Raw genomic sequence first — 12976 nt, forward strand, 5'->3', positions numbered from 1 at the left:
CCGGTTCTGCGATCTCAGTGGGACGACTGGGGATCGGATGCGGGTCGGTCATGCGGATCAGTCCCATTCGAGGCCGCCGCGACGCCACTCGTAGACGTAGGCGATCGAGACGTTGACGAGGAACAGGATCATCACGACCAGGCCGAAGATCCCGAGCGCGTCGAGGTGCACCGCCCAGGGCACCAGGAAGATGACCTCGATGTCGAAGACGATGAACAGCATCGCCGTCAGGTAGTACTTGACCGTGAACCGACCGCCGCCCACAGGCTGCGGAGTGGGGTCGATGCCGCACTCGTAGGCCTGGAGTTTGGTGCGGTTGTAGCGCTTGGGCCCGGCGATCGCTCCGACGACCATCGAGACGATCACGAAGGCGGCGCCGATACCGCCGAGTACGAAGATGGGGGTGTACAGCTCCATCGGCTAGCCGCTCCCTCTGGGTTGTACGCGAAAGAGGTTCATGTCCTGCCGTTCTCGCGAGATGGGTCTCCTGAGTTGTCTCACGCGGCCGGCGCGATTCTGGACAGGCCGTTGATCAGCCGGTCCATCGCGTCGCCGTGGCTGGGGTCGGTGAGGTTGGCCAGCATCTTGAGGGTGAAGCGCATCAGGAGGGGCCGCGGGAGTCCGTACTTGGTGGCGTACTTCATGAACGCGGGGTTGCCGATCATCTTCACGAAGTAGCGCCCCAGCGTGTAGTAGCCGCCGTAGGTGTCCCGGAGGATCTCCGGGTAGCGCAGCAGGGTGCGTTCGCGGGCCTGCTGGGTCGGGCGGCTCAGCGCCTGGACGGCCACGTCGGCGGCGATCCGGCCGGCCTCCATCGCGTAGGCGATGCCCTCGCCGTTGAAGGGGTTGACCATGCCTCCCGCGTCGCCGACCAGCATCAGGCCGCGGGCGTAGTGCGGGGTCCGGTTGAAGCCCATGGGCAGGGCGGCGCCGCGGACCGGGCCCTGCTGGTTCTCCTCGGTGAAGCCCCACTCCTCGGGCATGCTCCGGGTCCAGCGCCGCAGCAGTTTGCGGTAGTCGACCTTCTGGAAGGAGGCAGTGGAGTTGAGGATGCCCAGCCCCACGTTGCTGGTGCCGTCGCCGACCCCGAAGATCCAGCCGTAGCCGGGGAGCAGCACCTCCTTGCCGTCGCTGTTGTCCCAGAGCTCCAGCCAGGACTCCAGGTAGTCGTCGTCGTGCCGGGGGCTGGTGAAGTAGGTGCGCACCGCCACGCCCATCGGGCGGTCGTCGCGCTTGCGGATCCCCAGCGCGATCGACAGGCGCGAGGAGTTGCCGTCGGCCGCCAGGACGAGGGGGGCGCGGAAGTGGCGGGTGCGGCCCTCGGCGTCCCTGGCGCTGACCCCGACGACGCGGTTGCTGCGCTCGTCGATGAGGGGCGCGGTGACGTTGGTGCGCTCCAGCAGCCGGACACCGGACTTGACCGCGTGCCGGGCCAGGGTCTGGTCGAAGTCGCGGCGGGTGCGGACCAGGCCGTAGTCGGGGTACTCGGCGAGGTCGGGCCAGGGCAGTTCGAGCCGGACGCCGCCGCCGATGATCCGCAGGCCGCGGTTGCGGATCCAGCCCTCCTCCTCCACCGGGACGCCCATGGCGACGAGCTGCTTGACGGCACGCGGGGTGAGTCCGTCTCCGCAGACCTTCTCGCGCGGGAAGGCGGTCTTCTCCAGCAGCAGGACGTCGAGACCGGCGGTGGCCAGGTAGTAGGCGGCCGTGCTCCCCGCCGGACCCGCTCCGACGACGATGACGTCTGCCTCGTCCTGCGGGGTCGTGGTGGCTACGGCTGGGATCGGTGCTGTCTGGCTCACGGATGGTCCTGACTGCTCGGCGTGGTTCCACACGGGGGATCGAGTGTTGTGGCTGTCCAAAAAAGGAAATATGACTCGCCCCCTTGTGAAGTGCTTCACAAGGTCTTCAAGTCGAAGTCTAGACCTTCTGCGACCCGCGAGCGACCCCAGGTCGTCCTTGGCGGGGTTTGGGGCCGGCCCCCGCGACCTAGGGGTTTAAAAACCAGGTGAAGGGAAACGAAGGAAGAATTGACCGTTTTGCCTGTTATGGGACCACGGTCCCGACAAAACGCCCAAACAGCCCCAAACCGGAACAGTCGCCCCCAGAACTCCTCACCGAGAGCAGCCGGTCCGATCCTCCCGCTCCCGGACGCCAACCCGGCTGCCTCCGCGCCCCTGCGGACGCGGAGGCAGCCGGACGTGTCCGCACCGCCCGGTTCAGCCCTCCCGGTAGGCGCGGTGCAGCGCCACCACCCCGAAGGTGAGGTTGCGCCAGGCCACCCGGGACCATCCGGCCGCCTGGATCCGCCGGGCGAGCGCGGGCTGGTCGGGCCAGGCGCCGATGGACTCCGACAGGTAGGCGTAGGCGTCGGGGTTGTCGCTGAGGCCGCGCGCCACGAGCGGCAGGCCGACCTCCAGTCCTTTGCCCAGGATGCGGTCCAGCGTCCGCACCGGAAGGTGGCTGAACTCACAGATGACCAGGCGCCCGCCGACCTTGGTGACCCGCCGCAGCTCCGCCAGCGCCCGGTCCACGTCGCTGACGTTGCGCAGCCCGAAGGAGATGGTGACGGCGTCGAAGGTCTCGTCCGCGAACGGCAGGGCCAGCGCGTCCCCCGCCACCACGGTGACGCCCCTGCGGGAGGCTCCGCCCCGGCGTTCGGCGCCGATCCGGAGCATGCCGAGCGAGAAGTCGCAGGCGATGACCCGCGCTCCGCGGCGGGCGAAGGACTCCGAGGAGGTCCCGGTTCCGGCCGCGAGGTCGAGCACCAGTTCCCCGCTGTAGGCGTCGACCGCGTTGACGACGGCCCGGCGCCAGTGGCGCTCCCGTCCCAACGAGAGGACGCTGTTGAGCAGGTCGTAACGGCCCGCGATGGTGTCGAACATCGCGGCGACGTCCCGGGGGTCCTTGTCCAGTTCGGCACGGATCATGGTGCACAGCCTAGAGGGTGCGCCGCGCCCGCCCCGCCCCGTCCCCGGGCCGCAGCCGGGTCACGAGCGCTGTTCGGCCGCGCCCCGTTCCGCTTCGGCGGACGCGGGCCCCTCGGCCGGAGCCTGCTGGAGGTGGTCCTCCTTGGCGGCGCCCGCGTCGAGCCGCTGCCCCATGCTGCGCATCCGCCCCGCGCCGCGCACCAGTGAGGCGGACAGCGCGTCGCGCTGTCTGGACAGCAGCACGAAACTCACCAGCCCGCTGATCACCAGAGCGAGGAGGACCGCGAGCACCTCCCGGGCGCCGAGCAGGTACACCACGCCGAGAGCGATCGCGAAGAGCAACACGCGGGCCGCGGTATAAGCGATGAAGTTGCGCATGGAACTGCCTCACAACGGGCGGATCGACCGATGACCGGGACGGTGGCGCACATGCCGCGGACCGGGCCCGGGCATGGCGTGCAGCCGCCTGGTCCCGGGGCTCGCACACGGCCCGTGGCAGGGCATCGTCCCTCTTCACAGCCTAAGGGGCGGTTTCGACGGGGCGAGCGCGGCCCCTCCGGGAGAGGCGCACCGGTCGCCGCCGCCCCGTTCCGGGACAGTGCCCGGAAGTCTTCTGAGACGGATATCACGTTCCGGTCACATCTGCCCGCGCCCGCCTACGTTGCCCCGCATCTTTCCGAAAACTAGGGAGGAAACAGCCCAACTCATGCACACTAGGGGATCAAACGCCTGTACCACGTCCGGGTCGGGTGTGAAGGGGGATGGTGAAGGTGGAGAGAACGACTGAACGCTTGCTGACCCCGGGAGAGGTGGCCTCCCTCTTCCGAGTCGATCCCAAGACGGTCACCCGGTGGGCCGCCTCCGGACGGATCAGCAGCATCCGCACGCCCGGGGGGCACCGCCGCTTCCGGGAGTCTGAAGTCCGCGCCCTGCTGCACGGGGAGACCCCCGAACCCTCGCACTGAGCTGCGCGGATCCGCGGCGTTCCCCGGACGGTACCGGTCTCGTTCCGTGGTGTTCCACACCCGCACATCCAGGTCACACCCCGGATAGGCTGGAAGACATGGTTTGGCTCGGTGGCCTGATTACGCTGCTCACAATCGTGCTCTGGGTGTACGCGTTCTTCGACGCGCTCACCTGCCCCGCTGAGGAAGTCCGCACCCTTCCCAAGGTGCTCTGGCTGCTCATCATCGTGCTGTTCGCGGTGGTCGGCCCGCTGCTGTGGCTCTTCCTCGGACGTCCCCACACGCGTTCCGACACGGCGGTCTCCTCCTCGGTGCCGGTCTCCTCCGCCGACCATCTGGACCCCTCGGACTTTCACCGGCCGTCCGGGCGCAGCCGCCCGCTCGGTCCGGACGACGACCCCGAGTTCCTTCGGCGGCTCGACAAGCGCATCAACCCGGAGGAGTGAGCACGCAGGCACAGCGCAGGCCCGCCCCCCGAGCCGGAGGATTCCGGGGGCGTCGCGGCACAGAAGGTCAACTGCCCGTCTCACGCCCGTGCGGGGTGTTCGGGGCCGGGGCTTCCCGGTCGAACACCCCGCACGGGTGTCTGCGTCCCCCGGGCCGGGGCCCGGAGGGGACGACGGCGTCGACGCGGCCTCGGAGGGGGCCGTCCGGTGCCGGCAGGACCCCGTCCCGGGCCGATCAGCATCCGCCCGGGTCGGCCCCGGCACGCGTCCGGAGGCCCGGCCGGGAACGGGGCAGCGCCGGTCAGGCGTAGCTGTGCAGCCCGCTGAACAGGTAGTTCACCCCAAAGAAGTTGAACAGCAGGCAGCCGAAGCCGATCAGGCTGATCCACGCGGCCTTCTTGCCCTGCCAGCCCGCCGTGGCACGGGCGTGCAGGTACGCGGCGTAGACGACCCAGGTGATGAAGGACCACACCTCCTTGGGGTCCCAGCCCCAGTAGCGGCCCCACGCCTCGTCCGCCCAGATCGCCCCGGCGATGACACCGAAGGTCCACAGCGGGAAGGCCAGCACGATCATGCGGTGCGCGACCCGGTCCAGCAGTTCGGCGCTGGGCAGCTTGGCGGCGATGGCGCTGACCTGCTCCCCCAGGGCCTTCCTGGCTTCGGTACGGTGGGCCACCAGGTAGGTGATGGTCGCCGATCCCGAGACCATGAACGCGCCGGTGGCCAGGATCAGCGCGGAGACGTGGATGGCGATCCAGTAGGAGTCCAGCGCCGGGACCACCGGTCCGCTCTCCGAGTACAGCCAGCGGACCGCGATACCGAGCAGCAGCAGCACCGGCACCAGCACGAACGCGCCGAGGTAGTGGGCCCGGTAGCGGAGGGCCGCGAACAGGAACGCCGCCACCCCGCACAGGCAGATCGCGATGACGAACTCGAACATGTTGCCCCACGGCCAGCGGTCCGCCGCCAGGCCGCGGGTGACGATCTGGGCCAGGTTGAGCAGCAGGCCCACGACCGTCACGGCCATGCCGACCTTGCCGAGGAAATGCCGGGACGCCTTGGCCTCGGGCTCCCGCTCGCGCAGGTTCACCCGCACGCCGTCGCCGCTCTCCCCGTCCTCCGCGCCGACCGCGACCAGACGGGTGCCCTTCAGGGACTCACGGCGCCCGTAGGCCGCTTCGAACACGAAGAGGAACAGGGCGACCGCGTAGACCACGATCATCCAGAGGACCAGATTGTCGCTGAGGTCTGACAGCGCGGGATCGACCGCGCCGTCCGCAGCGAGAACATGCACCGCTTACTCCTTCTCCATGTCTGCCTGGCGGTCTGACCGCCGCAGTCGCCGGTTCAACTGGGTGGTCAGCTCGTGGAACCGCCGCAGGGGTGCGGTCCCCCCGGTCTTGACGAGTCCTCCGACCTCGACCACGGTCCGTCCGTCCTCTCCCCGGCGGGCGCGGATCCATGTCCGCCGGGGCTGCACGAACAGGGTGCACAGCAGTCCCAGCACCGCCGCGACCGCGCTGGCCAGCGCGTAGGGCCGGGCGGGGTCACTGGTGACCTGGAGACTGATGTAGTCGCGGTAGCCGGTGAACTCGATGGTGGCGCCGTCGGGCAGCTCCCAGCTGTCGCCCACGGCCAGCGGCGGGGAGTCCCCCACCTCCTCCATCCGCTGGGTGTGCAGCTGGTACACCGACTGGGGGTTGCCGCTGTCCAGGCCCAGGTCGCCGACGAAGCCCTTGAGCACCACCATCGGGTTGCGCGCGTCCGGGAAGTCCGAGACGAGGTCGCCGCTGTCGTCGGTGGCCGCCGACGGGAGGAACACACCGGTGAAGCCGAGCTGTTCGGGGGCGATGTCGGGCACCTTCACCACTCCGTCGGAGGTGAAGTTGCCGTCCCCTCGGTCCAGGAACGGCACCGCCTGGTCGAAGACCACCCGCCCGTCGGCGTCGGTGACCCGGAAGGTCGGGGCGTAGCCGTGGCCCAGCAGGTAGACCTGCGCGCCGTCCACCCGGAGCGGGTGGTTGACCGCCAGGACGTGGGTCCGCTCCGGCTCCTCGGGGCTCTCCCGGTAGGTGACGTCGGCGCGGTAGCTCTCGGCCTGGCCGGTCATGCCGCCGTCCTCGACGAAGGAGGCCTCGAAGTCGTCGAGCCGCATCCAGAACGGCTGGATGGCGGCCGGATCCACCGCGGTGCCCGGATGGAAGGCGTCGTAGGAGGTCAGCGTGTTGGCGAACGCGTCCCCCTCGACGAGGAGCATGTTGCCCCGGTAGCCGAAGAAGGAGCCGCACGCCAGCGACACCAGCAGCCCCAGCAGCGACAGGTGGAAGACGACGTTGCCGGTCTCGCGCAGGTAGCCGGTCTCGGCCGACAGCGAGTCGCCGTGGTCGGCGATCCGGTGCCCCTTGAGCAGCTCCCGGGCCTCGGCCAGCACCTGTTCGGGAGCGGCGTCGACCTCAAGGGTCGCCGAGTACGGCATCCGGTCGAGACGGCGCGGCGTCCTCGGCGGCCGGGCGCGCATCAGCCGGTAGTGGGCCGCGGCCCGCGGCAGCACGCACCCCGCCAGCGAGATGAACAGCAGCAGGTAGATCGCCGAGTACCAGGGCGAGGCGTAGACGTCGAACAGGAAGAGCCGGTCCAGGACCGGAGCGAGGTCGGGGTTCTCCAGGTAGTAGTTCTGGACCTGTTCGACGCTGACTGCGCGCTGGGGCAGCAGCGACCCCGGGATCGCCCCCAGGGCGAGCAGGAACAGCAGGACGAGCGCGGTGCGCATGGAGGTCAGCACGCGCCAGGCCCAGCGCGCCCACCCCAGAGGGGAGAGCGCGGGCGCGGAGGGCTCGGTCCTGGGCGGTTCGGTCACCGTGCTCGGTCGGCTTGAGGTCACTGCTAGATCACCGTTGTGAAGTTCGCGGTCCAGCCCTGCATGACGGCGGTGACACCGGTCCACAGACCGGTGACCAGGAGCAGTCCCACCACGACCAGCATCGCGCCGCCCACGGCGGTGACGAGCCGGTAGTGGCGCTTGACCCAGTCGAAGGCGCCCAGGGCCCGGCGGTAGAGCAGGGAGGCCAGGACGAACGGCAGTCCCAGGCCCAGGCAGTAGCTCAGCGACAGCAGCGCCCCCCGGGCGACGCTGCCCTCCATGAAGGCCAGGGACTGCACGGCCGCCAGGGTCGGCCCGATGCACGGGGTCCAGCCCAGACCGAACAGCACGCCCAGCAGCGGGGCCCCGGCCAGGCCGGCGCCGGGCAGCCGGTGGATGCGGAACTCGCGGTTGAAGCCGGGGACGAGCCCCATGAACGCCAGCCCCAGCACGACGGTCACCGCGCCGAGGACACGGGTGATGGCCTCGGAGTGGTCGAGCAGCAGTCCGCCGACGCCGCCGACGAACACCCCGACGGACACGAAGACCGCGCTGAAGCCCGCGATGAACAGCAGGCTCCCGACGAGCATGGTCCACCGCCGGGAGACCATGAGGTCGTCGACCGTGGTGACCTTCGCGGTGCCGTCGCCCGCGTCGGTGCGGACCTCGCCGCGGCTGTGCGCGGCGATGTCGGCCCCGGTCAGTCCGGTCACGTAGGACAGGTACCCGGGCACGAGCGGCAGCACGCACGGGGACAGGAAGGAGACCAGGCCGGCGGCCGTGGCCAGCGGGACGGCGAGGAGGAGGGAGCCGGAGAGGACGGTTTCGGCGATCACGGGGAATCAGCGTCCTCGGCGGCGACCGTGCCGACCAGGTCGGTGAGCTCCCGGTAGTCGGTGGCGCCGATGACCCGGGCGGCGATGCGGCCCTGCCGGTCGATGACCAGCGTGCTGGGGATGGCCTGCGGCGGGACGGTGTCGCGGAACGCCTGCGGGATCTCGCCCGGCTGGTCGTACAGGCTCGGGTAGCCGACCTCGTTGTTGCGTTCGAACGCCTGCGCGGAGGTGAGGTTGTCCTTGATGTTGACGCCGAGGAAGCGCACCCCCTCGTCCGCGTGCTCGGCGCTGACCTCGTTGAGGACCGGGGTCTCGGCCCGGCACGGCGCGCACCAGCTGGCCCAGAAGTTCACCACCACGACGTCGCCGGAGTAGTCGGCGAGGCTGACCGGATCGCCGTCCAGTGTCTCGCCCTCGACCCGGGGGGCCGGTTCCCGTTCCGCGGCGGGGAACAGGGTGCTGGATCCGTCTCCCGAGATGTAGCGGTCGTCCTCGCTGGCCGCTCCGGTGTCGACCTTTCCGGCGCAGCCGACCAGGGCGGCCAGAACCGCCACGGCGGCGACACCGCGCAGCACGGCAGCGCGCACTCGGGGGCCTGGACTGGTGAAGGGCATCGCGGAAGAACCTCGTCAGCGGGATGCGGTGGAGAAAGCATCAACAACGACGAAGTGTAGTAGACGCCCGGGAGGCCACGTCGGGGGCCCGTGGGTACCGTCCGCAGGAGCACGCAGGGGCGATGCCCCGCACCGCCCCCGAGCATCCGTGGCTCAGCCCGCCTGGACGAACGCCTCGCGGAGGTAGTCGTGCACGGCCCGCTCCGGCACCCGGTAGGAGCGCCCCACCCGGATGGCCGGCAGCGTCCCGGAGTGCACCATTCGGTAGACCGTCATCTTGGAGACCCGCATGATCGCGGCCACCTCGGCCACGGTCAGGAACCTCACCTCTCCCAGCGAACCCTTGCTCCCGCTCATGTCCTGACGCTCTCTTTCCCGGACGTGCGCCCGCGTCCCTGCCTGCCTCGCGTACCGGCCTCCCACGCCGCGCCCGGTCGCGCTCGTGTCTCACCCGACAACTTCCGATCCGTCTGTTCTCAGAGTAAATCCCGGGTCACGTCATGAGAAGAGCGGTTTTCGCCCGCCGCCCGGCGGCGGGACGGCAGGCGGCGGCGGAGGTTTGAGACATGGGTACGAGGCCCAGGCACCGGGACGGCCCCGTCGTGAGCTGCGTTTTTCGTCCGGCGGACCGGTGGCCGGGACCCGGAAACGGTTTTCAGACCAGTCCGGCCCGATGAATCACGTAGTCCGAAAGCGGACGGTAGTCGTCAGGTTGGTATCCGTCGTCGAGGGGCACCGTGACGTGAAGTTTTCCTTCGTGTTCTCCCAGGAAGAGCGCAGGATCGTTACTGTCGGCGAAACCGACGGTCGCCACTCCGGCCTCGCCCGCCGCGCCCGCGAAGCCGTGGTCGGCGATGACCAACTGCGGCCACGGTGTGCCCTCCTCCGTCAGGCGGGCCAGTGCCGCGCGCATCGCGAAGGGGTGGTGGCTGTGCCTGGGGTCGTTGCCGTCCACCACCATGCCCACCTCGTCGCGCCAGACCAGGATGCGGCGGGTCGGGGGGTACTCCCCGGAGACGTCGTAGGAGTATCCGGCGGCGGCGGTGACCACCTCGCACCCGTGCCCGGCGAGCAGGTCCTTCCAGGTCCGGTAGAGCTCGCCCAGGTTCTTGGGGTGCCCCGTGGCGACCATGACGCGCTCACGGTCGCGCGCGGCCCTGGCCAGCCGGTCGGCCACCGTCTCCAGGGCGTCCACGGTGCGGTCGGGGTCGATGGTGTCGATCCCCCACAGGTAGCTCTCGTCCGCGACGACGCCGCAGCGTTTGGACATGAGCGCGAGGACGTCGGAGAACGTCCACTCCCGGGAGAAGGTCAGTCCGAACTGGTGGTAGGGGTCTCCCTGGACCAGCCGCCGGTAGTGCTTGAGGTTGTTCTGTCTCGGGGTGTTGACCTGACCGGCGATGCCGGTGCGCACGAGGTGGTCGATGAGCTCCGCGCGGGAGGGCGGCGTCACGGGTAGGACCCCCTTGTTTCTCACCAATGCCAGTATTCCGACAATTGCGGATCATCCCGGCGATGTCGTACCCCGTTCACACGGTGGCGAACTCTTCCCCGGCCCGACGTCCGCTGGCGGGGCCCGTCACAGCATCGGGTCGATGCCGTGGCAGGGGAACACCGCCGTGCGGGTGGCCCGAATCGCGCGGTCCACCGCGTCCGCCGGGTCGAAGCCCGCCTCGAACGGGGTGTAGTCGGCCTTCCGCCCGTCGGTCATGTGCAGGGGGGCGACCTCGCCGGTGCGCTGCTTGACGAACTCGTGCCACTCGTCGGGGGTGCGGCTGTCGGGGTCGATCGGACGGCCCGCCGCCTGCGCCAGCAGGTGGCTCCAGGCCCGCGGCACCACCTGCACGAGTTCGTATCCGCCGCCGCCGAGCAGCACCCAGCGCCCCGCGGCGGTCTCCTTGGCCAGTTCGTGCAGGGCCTCGTAGGTGCGGCGCTGCCCGTCCAGGCTGAGCGTCAGGTTGGCCAGCGGGTCGAGCGTGTGGGTGTCGCAGCCCTGCTGGGTGACCAGCACCTCCGGCTGGAACTCGCGCAGCAGCGGCGGCACGACGGCGTGGAAGGCACGCAGCCACATGGCGTCGTTGGTGCCCGCGGGCAGCGCCACGTTGACCGCGTACCCCTCGGCGTCGGGGCCGCCGATCTCCTCCGGGTAGCCGGTGCCGGGAAACAGCGTCAGCGGGGACTCGTGCAGGCTGATGGTCAGCACCCGGGGGTCGTTGTAGAACATCTCCTGCACCCCGTCGCCGTGGTGGACGTCCACGTCGACGTAGGCGACCCGCTTGGCGCCCTGCTCCAGCAGCCAGGCGATGGCCACCGCCGCGTCGTTGTACACGCAGAAGCCCCACGCCTTCTTGGGCATGGCGTGGTGCAGGCCGCCCGCGATGTTCGCCCCGTGCTCGGCCTCCCCGGTCCACACCGCGCGCGCCGCCGCCACGGAGGCGCCCGCGATCAGCGCGGACGCCTCGTGCATGTTGGCGAAGACCGGGTTGTCGAGGGTCCCCAGGGAGTAGGTCTCGTCGGGTTGGAGGGTCTGTCCGGCCCGCTTGACGGCGGCGATGTAGTCGCGGTCGTGGACGAGTTCCAGCAGCGCCTCGTCAGCCGGCTCGACCGGCGCGAAGGAGACGCCGGGCGCGTCGAAGACCCCGAGCCGGCGGCAGAGGTCCATCGTCAGCTCGACCCGGACGGGCGCGAGCGGGTGCTGCGGCCCGAAGTTGTAGCCGACCAGCCCGTCGTCCCATGCGATACGCAGCGAACAGGCCATACGCCCTCCCGTCAGTGGCGGTGTTCCACACCACATTAGTTGACGGGAAACGCCCGGGTTCGCGGGGATCGCCCCGTCCGCCCGGGCCGGCTCAGCCCTCGGACAGTTCGGCGCTCCGTCTGCGCGCGGCCTCGACCGCGTCGGTCAGGGCGCTGCGCACCCCGTGGCGTTCCAGCTCCCGCAGCGCGGCGGCGGTGGTCCCGCCGGGCGAGGTGACGGCCTCGCGCAGCAGGACGGGGTGCTCGCCGGAGTCGCGCAGCATCGCCGCGGAGCCCGCCGCGGTCTGCGCGACCAGCCGCTCGGCGGTCGGCCGCGGCAGCCCCATGAGCACACCGGCCTCGATCATCGCCTCGGCGACGAGGTAGAAGTAGGCCGGTCCGCTGCCGGACAGCGCGGTGACGGCGTCCAGGTGCCGCTCCGGGACGCGCAGCACCTCGCCGACCGAGCGGAGCAGGGCCTCGGCGCGCGCCAGGTGCTCCTCGGAGGCGCGCGCTCCGGCGGCGAGCGCGGTCATCCCCTGGCCGACCAGGGCGGGGGTGTTGGGCATGGCCCGCACCACGGCGGTCTCGGGGGGGAGGTGCTTCTCCAGCACGGCCGTGGTGATCCCGGCCGCGACGGAGACGACCAGGCGTCCGGGCGGCAGCGCCGCGGCGATCTCGTTCAGCGCCTCGACCATGTCCTGCGGTTTGATCGCGAGGAGCAGCGTCTCGGCGCGGGAGGCGGCCTCGACCGCGGACACGGCGGCGACCCCGTAGCGGTCGCGCAGCTCCTCCGCGCGTTCCCGGCGCGCCTCGCTGACGAGGACCCCGGCCGGGTCCTGCCCGGTGTTGAGGATTCCGGCGAGCAGGGCCTCGCCCATCCGGCCCGCCCCGATGATCGCGATCATGCGGTCACACCCTTCCGACGTCTGCTCCGACGGTCCCGACGGTAGCGGGACGCGGCCGGTGCTCCCACCCCGCCGTCCGGATCACCGCCGTTCTCCCATGACCAGGCGGACGGCCGGGGCGTAGTGGGCCACGACCTGCTCCGGGTCGGCCGAGGCCAGCGGTTCGGCGCGGATCACGCTGCGCACCAGGACCATGCCGAACAGCTGGGAGGCGATCAGGCCGGCCCGCAGCGGCTCCACCCCGATCTTGGGCGCGATCTGCCGGGCGAGGACGTCGGTCATGAAGCCGCGCAGGACGTCCGCGGCCCGCTCGCTGGTCATGGCCGAGCGGAGCAGGGCGACGAAGGGCGCCCGGCCGTGCTCGTCGTCCCAGACCCGCAGGAAGGTGCGGACCACCGCCTCGGCGGGGTCGTGCTCCGGGTCGAGCATGATCCGCTCCAGCAGTTCGCCGGGGTCGTAGGGGATCTCCATCGCCGCGACGAACACCTGGTCCTTGGTGCCGAAGTAGTGGTGCACCAGGGCGGGGTCCACCCCGGCGCGCCGGGCGATGCCGCGCACCGAGGCGCCGTCGTACCCCTTCTCGGCGAAGTCCAGGCGCGCCGCCCGCAGGATCTCCTCGCGGGTGCGCGTCGCTCCCGGGCGCCGTCCGGTCCGAGCCACCCCGTCCCGTCCTGTCCGTTG

15 protein-coding genes are annotated in these 12976 nt (G+C 70.8%); 2 read left to right on the forward strand and 13 right to left on the reverse strand.

The features are described 5' to 3' along the window. Nucleotides 1–57 precede the first annotated feature (57 nt). The 4 genes from FOF52_RS13980 to FOF52_RS13995 form a co-directional block, all read right to left on the reverse strand. Nucleotides 58–417, reverse strand: a complete 360-nt coding sequence (locus FOF52_RS13980) for an NADH-quinone oxidoreductase subunit A (RefSeq protein ID WP_248590392.1) — start codon at nucleotides 415–417, stop codon at nucleotides 58–60. A gap of 80 nt (nucleotides 418–497) precedes the next feature. Then, the gene (locus FOF52_RS13985; RefSeq protein ID WP_248590393.1) at nucleotides 498–1802 is read right to left on the reverse strand and encodes a geranylgeranyl reductase family protein; all 1305 of its coding nucleotides are present in this window, start codon (nucleotides 1800–1802) and stop codon (nucleotides 498–500) included. A 417-nt stretch (nucleotides 1803–2219) separates the two neighbouring features. Then, nucleotides 2220–2930 carry a demethylmenaquinone methyltransferase gene (locus FOF52_RS13990; RefSeq protein ID WP_248590394.1) on the reverse strand — a complete coding sequence of 237 codons (711 nt, stop codon included), beginning with the start codon at nucleotides 2928–2930 and terminating at the stop codon, nucleotides 2220–2222. A 60-nt stretch (nucleotides 2931–2990) separates the two neighbouring features. Beyond that, nucleotides 2991–3308, reverse strand: a complete 318-nt coding sequence (locus tag FOF52_RS13995; protein WP_248590395.1) for a DUF4229 domain-containing protein — start codon at nucleotides 3306–3308, stop codon at nucleotides 2991–2993. A gap of 383 nt (nucleotides 3309–3691) precedes the next feature. On the opposite strand from FOF52_RS13995, the gene FOF52_RS14000 reads away from it, so the two are divergent. Beyond that, on the forward strand, nucleotides 3692–3895 hold the full coding sequence (locus tag FOF52_RS14000) for a BldC family transcriptional regulator (protein WP_248590396.1): 204 nt from the start codon (nucleotides 3692–3694) through the stop codon (nucleotides 3893–3895). Nucleotides 3896–3993: 98 nt separating this feature from the next. Next, a complete protein-coding gene (locus tag FOF52_RS14005; protein WP_248590397.1) occupies nucleotides 3994–4341 on the forward strand; it encodes a PLD nuclease N-terminal domain-containing protein in 348 nt (115 codons plus the stop codon). Nucleotides 4342–4642: 301 nt separating this feature from the next. Here FOF52_RS14005 and ccsB read toward each other — a convergent pair whose 3' ends face one another. The 9 genes from ccsB to FOF52_RS14050 all read right to left on the reverse strand — a co-directional run bounded on the left by ccsB (nucleotide 4643) and on the right by FOF52_RS14050 (nucleotide 12955). Further along, on the reverse strand, nucleotides 4643–5635 hold the full coding sequence (gene ccsB, locus FOF52_RS14010; RefSeq protein WP_248590398.1) for a c-type cytochrome biogenesis protein CcsB: 993 nt from the start codon (nucleotides 5633–5635) through the stop codon (nucleotides 4643–4645). A gap of 3 nt (nucleotides 5636–5638) precedes the next feature. Continuing rightward, complete coding sequence (gene resB / locus FOF52_RS14015) at nucleotides 5639–7198, reverse strand: cytochrome c biogenesis protein ResB (RefSeq protein WP_248590399.1); 1560 nt, start codon at nucleotides 7196–7198, stop codon at nucleotides 5639–5641. Between the two features lie 26 nt (nucleotides 7199–7224). Next, on the reverse strand, nucleotides 7225–8037 hold the full coding sequence (locus FOF52_RS14020) for a cytochrome c biogenesis CcdA family protein (RefSeq protein ID WP_248590400.1): 813 nt from the start codon (nucleotides 8035–8037) through the stop codon (nucleotides 7225–7227). Further along, nucleotides 8034–8624 carry a TlpA family protein disulfide reductase gene (locus FOF52_RS14025; protein WP_482258117.1) on the reverse strand — a complete coding sequence of 197 codons (591 nt, stop codon included), beginning with the start codon at nucleotides 8622–8624 and terminating at the stop codon, nucleotides 8034–8036. Before FOF52_RS14025 ends, FOF52_RS14020 begins: the two co-directional genes overlap by 4 nt. Before the next feature lie 180 nt (nucleotides 8625–8804). Next, on the reverse strand, nucleotides 8805–9008 hold the full coding sequence (locus FOF52_RS14030) for a helix-turn-helix domain-containing protein (RefSeq protein ID WP_248590402.1): 204 nt from the start codon (nucleotides 9006–9008) through the stop codon (nucleotides 8805–8807). Nucleotides 9009–9306: 298 nt separating this feature from the next. Beyond that, nucleotides 9307–10104, reverse strand: coding sequence for a phosphatase (locus tag FOF52_RS14035; RefSeq protein WP_248590403.1), 798 nt, complete (start codon nucleotides 10102–10104; stop codon nucleotides 9307–9309). Between the two features lie 126 nt (nucleotides 10105–10230). Then, nucleotides 10231–11409: an acetoin utilization protein AcuC gene (locus FOF52_RS14040; RefSeq protein ID WP_248590404.1), complete on the reverse strand. Its 1179-nt coding sequence runs from the start codon at nucleotides 11407–11409 to the stop codon at nucleotides 10231–10233. Between the two features lie 91 nt (nucleotides 11410–11500). Then, nucleotides 11501–12295 (reverse strand): pyrroline-5-carboxylate reductase, encoded by a 795-nt coding sequence (gene proC / locus FOF52_RS14045; protein WP_248590405.1) that lies wholly within the window; start codon nucleotides 12293–12295, stop codon nucleotides 11501–11503. Nucleotides 12296–12376: 81 nt separating this feature from the next. Further along, entirely contained in the window at nucleotides 12377–12955 is a 579-nt protein-coding gene (locus tag FOF52_RS14050) for a TetR/AcrR family transcriptional regulator (RefSeq protein WP_248590406.1), read from the reverse strand. Nucleotides 12956–12976: the final 21 nt, after the last annotated feature.

The organism is Thermobifida alba (assembly GCF_023208015.1).
Lineage (GTDB): Bacteria > Actinomycetota > Actinomycetes > Streptosporangiales > Streptosporangiaceae > Thermobifida > Thermobifida alba.